An 8,390-nucleotide genomic window follows, 5' to 3' on the forward strand; every position below is an offset into this window, starting at 1 on the left:
AGCGATATATCCAGAATCAGTCAGGAGGCGCTATCCCTCCCCACCCGGGTGGGGAATCCCGCGCCTTACGTTGACCCGACGGAGCAACTTCCAGGGTCTTAGGAGTCATTTCAAGCTAGTTTAAGAGGTGCTCTTTGCTCTCCTCAGGTTGAGAGGCAGGGATCCAGAAGTTGCTCTGCAGCAGAGGCGCGCTGGTGGGGGATTCGCTCCCGCCTGCCGGTTCGAGGGTGATCCAAAGGCGGGTCGGCTGCTGGGAACGGGTGGGCTGGCTGAGCCATTGCAGGGATCCCTCGGCGTTGACGGTGAAGGTGCCGGCGCTTTCCAGCCGTCGTCCCCCTCCTTGCAGATCCGACTCCAGCCACAATTGATAGGTGCTGCCTGGGGGGGCAGGGGCCATATCTGAGGCCAAGAGCAGCACCTGCTTGGCACGGGGCGACCAGAGAGCTTGTACCAACAGGGGGTTGCGGAAGCTAGGGTCGCGTAGAAGGGTTCGCCGTACCTGCGGTTGTCGTTGCCACTCCTGATAGAGCCGTTGCATGGCTACCGGCTCCCCCTGCCAGCGCAGCCGCCAGTAGGCCGCTGTTATGGCCACCGCGTAGATCCCCAACGCTGCTAAGCCGACCCAGAGGAGGCGCCGCGGCCACAAAGGAGGTGCGACCCGGATGGAGGCAGGGGCGGGCAACCAGCTCCAGCGCCGCAAGCGTTCTTGGGCTTGAAAGGCCGTCAACTCGTAAAGCCACAGGGCCACCGAGCGATCCCGCTGCAGGTCAAAGGCCTCTGCATGTTTCCAGCAGAACGCAAACACCTGGCGCACCACCTCTTCGGCTTGGTGAGGCTGCTTGAGAGTGGACAGCGCGATCTCCAGCAGGCGCTTTTGGTAGCGATCCTTAAGTAAAAAGTGGCTGCGGCGATCCCGCAGTTGGATCTGGCGCATCAGCTCGAAATCGGTCGGCTCGACCATAGCTCTCCATCGGCTGCGCCTGTCCAGCCCGGCTTTGGGTCAAGCGGTAGCACCAGGCTGGTAGCTTTTTCAGAAATATACACCAGCCCTGGATCCGGCCCACTGGCAAGCCGACTTCCATTTTGTTGCGGCTGGTGCGGATCCCGCAGGGGTTGGCCGGGATCCCGGCCATGCGACTTGTTTTCTCAGCCAGCCAAGGACTCGTCTCCTACAAAACTTAAGGAGCCGACCCAAGCCGCCCTTTTTTTAGTTCTGAGGCTCTCAGGCGGCGTCCTTTTCTGCCTTCAGGGACTCCTTCCCGCTCACGCGATCGGCAGCGGCAACAGGTTCGTCATCGCTGCTGGGGTTGTTCATCTCTTGTTTGAAGCTGCGCAATGCTTTGCCAAAGGCGCTGCCCAACTCCGGCAGCTTCTTGGGGCCGAACACGACCACCGCGATTACCCCAATCACGGCCAGCTCTGGCAGACCCATGCCAAAGATGCTCACAGCCAGGATAGGTTCGCTCGACAGCAGGATAGCCATAAGTCCCCAAAACCCCAACAACAAAACAAGCCAACCAATCTCGCTGGCAAGGAGGAGAATTACCCCCTCCCAACTCTAGCAGGTTTTCCCAGGGGCAGAAAGGTTTGGCTGCTACCGCCATGGCTCCGGCAATCCCTGCGCTACCAAAAGTGGCAGCCGAGCACCGCTAGACTGAGATTGTTGCTTTATTGAAGCTTGCCGATGGGCTTTCTCCTGTCTGCCGAACAAGTGCTTCAGTTCGTCACCAACCAGTGGCGGGATCCCTATGCTGTTTTGGGGCCGCAGCAGATAGAGCAGGGGGAGGTGTCCTTCTGGCTGGTGCGCGCCCTGGTGCCCAATGCCAAACAGGTTTGGCTGGTGGAACGCGCCACTGGGCAGGCCCACCCGATGCAGCCGCTGCATCCAGAAACGTTGTTTGAGCTGCGCTTTGCGCCTGGCACGCCGGTTCCAGACTACTTTCTGCGGGCGCAGCGGGTTTGGGATCCAGAGGGCCAGCACTTGGAAGAGTGGGAGGATCCCTATCGCTTTCCCCTGGAGAAGGTCAACCACATCGGTGAGCTGGACCGCTACCTCTTCAACGAGGGCAACCACCACCGCATCTACGAGAAGTTGGGCGCCCATCCCATCAGCGTAGATGGGGTTCAGGGAGTCCACTTTGCCGTCTGGGCTCCCAACGCCCGCAATGTCAGTGTCATTGGCGACTTCAACCACTGGGATGGCCGCCAACACCAAATGAAGCGGCTGGGCGAAAGTGGCATCTGGGCGGTGTTCATCCCTGGTGTTGGGCCAGGAGCCGTCTACAAGTACGAGGTGAAAACTGCCTGGGGGGATATCTACGAAAAGTCAGATCCCTATGGCTTTCAGCAGGAGGTGCGACCCAAAACCGGCTCAATTGTAGCCGACCTCCACACCTATACCTGGCACGACCAGGAGTGGCTGGAAAAGCGGGCTGCCACCGACCCGCTGCGCTCGCCCATCTCGGTGTACGAGGTGCATCTGGGATCCTGGATGCACGCCTCAACGGAAGACCCCCCCGCCGATGGGCACCTGGTGCCGGTGGATCAAAAGCCCAACACCCGCTTTCTCACCTACCGGGAGCTGGCGGACAAGTTGATCCCCTATGTCAAGGAGCTGGGCTTTACCCACATCGAGCTCTTACCTGTGGCCGAGCACCCCTTCGACGGCTCCTGGGGCTACCAGGTTATTGGCTACTACGCGGTAACCTCCCGCTACGGATTGCCCCAAGACTTCATGTACTTTGTCGATCGCGCCCACCAGGAAGGGATCGGCGTCATTGTCGATTGGGTGCCGGGGCATTTCCCCAAAGATGGGCATGGGCTGGCCTTTTTTGACGGTACCCACCTCTACGAGTATGCCGATCCCCGCAAGGGCGAGCACAAGAGCTGGGGCACTTTGGTTTTCAACTACGGCCGCAACGAGGTGCGCAACTATCTAATAGCCAATGCCCTCTTTTGGTTTGACAAATACCACATCGACGGCATTCGGGTGGATGCGGTGGCCTCAATGCTCTATCTGGATTACGACCGCAAAGACTGGATCCCCAACTCCTACGGTGGGCGAGAGCATTTGGAGGCGATTGACTTCCTTCGCCAGCTCAACACCCTTATCTTCAAGTACTACCCTGGCGTTCTTTCCATTGCCGAGGAATCCACTGCCTGGCCAATGGTAACCTGGCCAACCCATGTGGGTGGTCTGGGCTTTAACCTCAAGTGGAACATGGGCTGGATGCACGACATGCTGAATTATTTTCGCATGGATCCCTGGTTCCGCCAGTTCCATCACAACCTAGTGACTTTCAGCCTCATGTATGCCTTTAGCGAAAATTACATGCTGGCTTTTTCCCACGATGAGGTGGTGCACGGCAAAAGCCACATGTTGGGCAAAATGCCAGGGGATGTGTGGCACAAGTTTGCCAGTTTGCGGGCCCTCTACGGCTACATGTTCACCCACCCCGGCAAGAAAACTTTGTTCATGAGCATGGAGTTTGGCCAGTGGAACGAGTGGAATGTTTGGGCAGATCTAGACTGGGAGCTGCTGCAGTATGAGCCCCACGCCAAGCTGCGCCACTACGTAGCCACCCTCAACCATCTCTTGCGCTCGCAGCCAGCTCTCTACACTCAAGACACCAAGCCAGAAGGGTTCCGCTGGATTGACTGCAGCGACCATCGGGGCATTATCTCCTTTATCCGCTATGGGGAGGATCCCAAGGAGTGGCTAGTGGTAGTCTGTAACTTTACACCGGTGGTTTGGCCGAATTACCGCATTGGCGTGCCGCAGCGAGGGTTTTACCAGGAACTGCTCAACAGCGACGCGGTGGAGTTCTGGGGCAGCGGCGTTGGCAACCTAGGGGGTAAGTGGACAGATGACTGGCCCTACCACAACCTGCCCTACTCGCTTGAGCTCTGTTTGCCTCCTCTTTCGACCTTGGTGCTGAAGTGGCAGCCGCCCCAGCCGGCTGAGAGCTCGACCTAAAAAGGGTATGCTGGAAGTACCGTCCTTCCCCTTAGGGCCATGCGAGATCTCCTGCGCGACATCCTTCGGGATTACTCCGGCTTGGTGGAACTGCGCTACCACAGCAAAGTCTTTCGCAGCGTTACGGCGGAAAAGGGCCGCATTGAGCGGACGGCGGTTCGGCGGCGCTCAGGGGTGGGGGTGCGGGTGCTGGAGGCCGGCACCTGGGGCTTTGCTGCCACCGGGGATCTCTCCCCAGCCGCCATTCGCAAGGCCATTGCCGAAGCCCAGCAGGCGGCCCGTGCCAGCGCCGACTGCCGCAAACAGAAGCTGAAGGCTTTGCCCAGCGTAGCCCTGGCCCAGGGAGAGTTCTGCGAGCCCGGCGTGGAGGAGGTGGTCAACAAGCCCCTAGAGGCCAAGATCCAGTTGGTTTTGGAAACGGAAGCCCAAGCCCGCAAGTCCTCTGCTCGCATTACCTCGGCCAGTTGCACCTACAACGAGATCTACGAGGAAAAAGCCATTGTTACTACAGATGGGGCGGATGTGGCCTTTCGTCTGGTGCGCCCTGAACTGCGGATCCAGGCGGTGGCCGAGGCGGATGGCCAACTGAGCAGCGGCGCCGAGTCCATTGGTGTTACCGGGGGGTGGGATTGCCTTTTTCGGACGGATCCCTTGCAGATGTCGGAGAAGGCGGCTGCCACCGCGGTCGATCTCCTCTCTGCAGGCTACGCCGAGGGAGGATGGGCCACAGTCATTTTGTCCCCTTCCATCGTGGGGCTGCTGGTGCACGAGGCCATTGGCCACACGGTCGAGGGGGATTTTGTCTTGGCGGGCTCGGTAGCAGCCGGCAAGCTGGGGCAGCGGGTAGCCAGCGAACTGGTTACCCTCAAGGACTCCGGCCGTTCGGAATTCATGCCAGGGGCAGGGGGAACGCTGCCGGTGGACGATGAGGGCGTTCCCACCCAAACCACCACCATCATCCAGAACGGCATCTTGGTGAGCTACCTGCACAACCGCGAAACGGCTGCCTACTTTGGCGTCGAGCCCACCGGCAACGCCCGCGCCTGGGAGTATGCCGACGAGCCGCTTATCCGCATGCGCAACACCTACCTTGAGCCGGGATCCCAAACCTTGGAGGAGATCCTTGCTAGCACACCTGACGGCTACTTCCTGGATGGGGCCAGGAATGGGCAAGCCGACTCCACGGGTGAGTTCATGTTTGGCGTGGAGCGGGCCTACCGCATTCGCAACGGCAAGCTAGCAGAGCTGCTGCGAGGGGTTACCATTACCGGCAATGCCTTTGAGGTGTTGCAGTCGGTGGATGCTGTGTCGCGGGATTTCCTGTGGGACTTGGGATCCGGCCACTGCGGCAAGGGTCAGCCGGCCAAGGTGGATGCTGGAGGGCCCTATATCCGCTGCCGCGCCATTGTGGGTGGCCGGCAGAGCGCTTAGCCTCCACCCCCTGCCGTTCTAGAGAGCAACTCTTAGAACCAGGCGGTCGGCTTCCCACTCGCGAAAGAGGCGGAGAACATGCTCGGCTCTCTCGGCGTGCTGGTTCAAAATCTCCGCGCCAGAGCGGGCCTGCTTGGCTAAGGGGAGCAGCAGCTCCACGACCTGGTAGCGGCTGGAGGCGATCATCTTGCCCGGGATCCGAGCAATGGGCCAGAAGATGTCCAACTTTTGGGTCACAATCTGGGCGGGATCCACCTTGCCCAGCAGATCCGAAAAGGGGATTTTGCGATCCCAGTAGCGCACCTGGCCGTGCTGGAGAAAGAGGGGGTTGAGCTGCCAACGGGAGCTGCGGAAAAACTCGGCTGTGAAGGGATCCCAGTTGGCCAGCTTCTTGCCCTGGTGGCAGCACCAAAAGAGATTTTGCGTGTGGTAGAGGGGCTCCAAGTACTCGATAACCCGCAGTTGGTCAATGCGGGAGAGGGCTTCGTAGCGGCGGTGGAACTCCGGGTGGGTGGCGGCAATTAAGGGCTTGGCATTCCAATAATCCAAGTAGGGGGCGACATCGATAAACTCCAGACCCGCCTGGGCCAAAAGGTCGGGGATCTCGCCAATGTCAAAAGGAATGTCGTTGGCGTGGAAGAAGTTGTCGACGATGTTTTCGTCTGCCGAGTAGTATTCCTCGTGGGCCTTGGCATGCCGGGCTAGCAGGGAATTGGGATGGGCTGCCTTTAACAATTGCCGCACAAATTCAATCTTTTCCGGCGTGGCCGGCGGAGTAATCCCCAGCAGCTCCAGAGCGCGGCGAATGCGGTAGACATGCCAACGGCCGGAACGGTTGTAGAGCATCAGCGCCATTACCCCCTCGGGAGCTAGGCGCGAGGCCAAGTTTCTCAAAGCCTTGACCGGATCGGCGGTGTGGTGGATCACCCCATAGGAGCTGATCATGTCGAAGCTCCCCTCCGGCCAAGTGGAGGGATCCATGAGATCCCCGTAGTGCACCGAGCAGTTGCGCAGGCCGTGGTACTTGATCCGTTTCTGGGCAATCTCTAGGGCCGGGCGGCTGAGATCGATCCCGACCACGGCGCCATAGCCGGGGTTGCTGGCGGCAATGCCGTGTACCTCCCAGCCGGTGCCGCAGCCAGCCACCAAAAATCTGGCCCCGGTCGGCTCTTGCAAAGTGCGGGTGCGGGCATATTGGGCGAGGATGTAGCTGCCTAGGCTGGAAAAGCCCTCAAAGGGCCGGTCGTAGGGAACGGGCGGGTAGGGAAACGCCTCGTACTGGGCCTGCACCGCCCGGGTAATCTCCGCTTCGCTGGCCAAAGCCACGTCCTCCCACCTCTTCCCCCCTATCCTATTAGACCAGCTTTGGCCGTCAAGTCGGCCCGTGTCGGTCGCCAGCAGGCCACGGCTAGGCTGCGGTTAAACTGTGGGCAGCTCGCCGGTAGGCTTCCTCCAGCGTCTCTGCCAGGGTGGGGTGAACATGCACCAGGCGGGCCAGCTCTTGCACCGTGGCGCGGCGGGCGATGGCCTGGGCCGCCTCGTGGATGAGATCCGCAGCATGGGGCCCAAAGATGTGGGATCCCAGCAGGAGACCCGTCTCCTTGTCAAAGACCAGCTTGACCATGCCCTCCGTCTCGCCAGAGGCAATGGCCTTGGAGTTGCCGCCAAAGTAGGTGCGCACCGTGCCCACGCTGTAGCCCTCGGCTTTGGCCTGGGGCTCGGTTAGCCCCACAAAGCCCATCTCCGGGTGGGTGAACACCGCTGCTGGGATGCTCAGGTAATCCATGTAAGCAGGGCGGCCACAGATGTTTTCCACCGCCACCCGCCCCTGGGCTGCCGCCGCGTGGGCCAGCATCAGCTTGCCCGTCACATCGCCAATGGCCCAGAGGTGGGGCAATTCCGTGGCCATACGGCTATCTACGGGTACAAAGCCGCGCTTGTCTAACTCCACTCCCAGCTCCGCCAGGCCCAGCCCCTCTGAGACCGGGGTCCGCCCAGCGGCCACCAGGCAGGCATCTACCTGCAGCGTTTCGCCGTTAGAGAGGTGGATCGTCACCGGCTGGCCAGGGATCACCTGCTTGGCCAGCACGCCCACATAGGTCTGGATCTGGCGGGGTTTGATCAGCACCCGCTGGGCCAGGCGGGCAATGTCGGGGTCAAAGGCCGGCATCAGGGTCTCCAGGGCCTCGATGAGAATGACCTGGGATCCCAGCGCCGTGTAGACGTCGGCAAACTCCTGGCCAATGTAGCCGCTGCCGATGATGGCCAGCCGCTCCGGGATCCACTCCAACCGCACCGCCTCGTTACTGGTAAACACCGTGCGGCCATCTACTTGGATCCCCGGGGGCACAAAGGGTTGGGAACCCGTGGCCAAGATAATGTCCCGCGCCGTGTAGGTTCGAGATTCCTTCTCCTCCTGGACTTCAACCATTTGGGATCCCGCCAGCCTGCCCCGTCCCCGCAGGAGTGTTACCCCCAGTTTCTCCAGGGAGCGGGTCATGTCGGCGCGGATCTTCTCCACCACCTGGGTGGCGTGATTGGCAATGGCCTCCCGGTTAGCCTGGACGGATCCCACTTGGATGCCCAGCCCAGCGCTGTGTTGCAGTTCCCGCAGGCGGCCGGAGGCGGCCAGCAGAGCCTTGGAGGGGATGCAGCCGCGGTTGATACAGGTGCCGCCCATTTCCGCACCTTCGACGATGGCGGTTTTGAGGCCGGATTCGACGGCATGCAGCGCTGCGCCGTGGCCGCCGACGCCGGCACCAATGATGATCAAGTCAAAATCGAAGCTCATGGCGAGACTTGGATAACCGGTGCCTCATTTTCTCATCTTGTTGGCCTTCCCAGGAACCTGGCTGAGAGCATCCAAACCATGAGGTAGCATAGGGTCGCCTGCCCAGTTGACAGGAGGCTGGCGGGGTGGGAACGGGGGGTGCGCATGGAACTGCAAGCTTTGATTTTCGACGTGGATGGCACGCTGGCGGAG

6 protein-coding genes are annotated in these 8,390 nt (G+C 60.8%); 2 read left to right on the plus strand and 4 right to left on the minus strand.

Annotated features, from left to right (window positions below):
* Nucleotides 1-115: 115 nt before the first annotated feature.
* Together NW845_RS11460 and tatA are read right to left on the minus strand one after the other, a co-directional pair.
* Complete coding sequence (locus NW845_RS11460) at nt 116-961, minus strand: anti-sigma factor domain-containing protein (protein WP_414363883.1); 846 nt, start codon at nt 959-961, stop codon at nt 116-118.
* Nucleotides 962-1,222: 261 nt separating this feature from the next.
* Nucleotides 1,223-1,483, minus strand: a complete 261-nt coding sequence (gene tatA, locus NW845_RS11465; RefSeq protein WP_414378637.1) for a twin-arginine translocase TatA/TatE family subunit — start codon at nt 1,481-1,483, stop codon at nt 1,223-1,225.
* A 201-nt stretch (nt 1,484-1,684) separates the two neighbouring features.
* On the opposite strand from tatA, the gene glgB reads away from it, so the two are divergent.
* Nucleotides 1,685-3,976 (plus strand): 1,4-alpha-glucan branching protein GlgB, encoded by a 2,292-nt coding sequence (gene glgB / locus NW845_RS11470; RefSeq protein ID WP_414378638.1) that lies wholly within the window; start codon nt 1,685-1,687, stop codon nt 3,974-3,976.
* A gap of 39 nt (nt 3,977-4,015) precedes the next feature.
* Nucleotides 4,016-5,407 (plus strand): TldD/PmbA family protein, encoded by a 1,392-nt coding sequence (locus NW845_RS11475; RefSeq protein WP_414378639.1) that lies wholly within the window; start codon nt 4,016-4,018, stop codon nt 5,405-5,407.
* An 18-nt stretch (nt 5,408-5,425) separates the two neighbouring features.
* On the opposite strand, the gene NW845_RS11480 is transcribed toward NW845_RS11475, so the two are convergent.
* Together NW845_RS11480 and lpdA are read right to left on the minus strand one after the other, a co-directional pair.
* A complete protein-coding gene (locus NW845_RS11480; protein ID WP_414378640.1) occupies nt 5,426-6,733 on the minus strand; it encodes a class I SAM-dependent methyltransferase in 1,308 nt (435 codons plus the stop codon).
* Between the two features lie 82 nt (nt 6,734-6,815).
* The gene (gene lpdA, locus NW845_RS11485; protein ID WP_414378641.1) at nt 6,816-8,198 is read right to left on the minus strand and encodes a dihydrolipoyl dehydrogenase; all 1,383 of its coding nucleotides are present in this window, start codon (nt 8,196-8,198) and stop codon (nt 6,816-6,818) included.
* Nucleotides 8,199-8,390: the final 192 nt, after the last annotated feature.

This window comes from Synechococcus sp. H60.2, assembly GCF_047462315.1.
Lineage (GTDB): Bacteria > Cyanobacteriota > Cyanobacteriia > Thermostichales > Thermostichaceae > Thermostichus.

Excerpts from the sequence above, each read along its gene's own strand:
- NW845_RS11460 (WP_414363883.1), bottom strand. The coding sequence starts at position 961 with ATGGTCGAGCCGACCGATTTCGAGCTGATGCGCCAGATCCAACTGCGG.
- tatA (WP_414378637.1), bottom strand. The coding sequence starts at position 1,483 with ATGGCTATCCTGCTGTCGAGCGAACCTATCCTGGCTGTGAGCATCTTT.
- glgB (WP_414378638.1), top strand. The coding sequence starts at position 1,685 with ATGGGCTTTCTCCTGTCTGCCGAACAAGTGCTTCAGTTCGTCACCAAC.
- NW845_RS11475 (WP_414378639.1), top strand. The coding sequence starts at position 4,016 with ATGCGAGATCTCCTGCGCGACATCCTTCGGGATTACTCCGGCTTGGTG.
- lpdA (WP_414378641.1), bottom strand. The coding sequence starts at position 8,198 with ATGAGCTTCGATTTTGACTTGATCATCATTGGTGCCGGCGTCGGCGGC.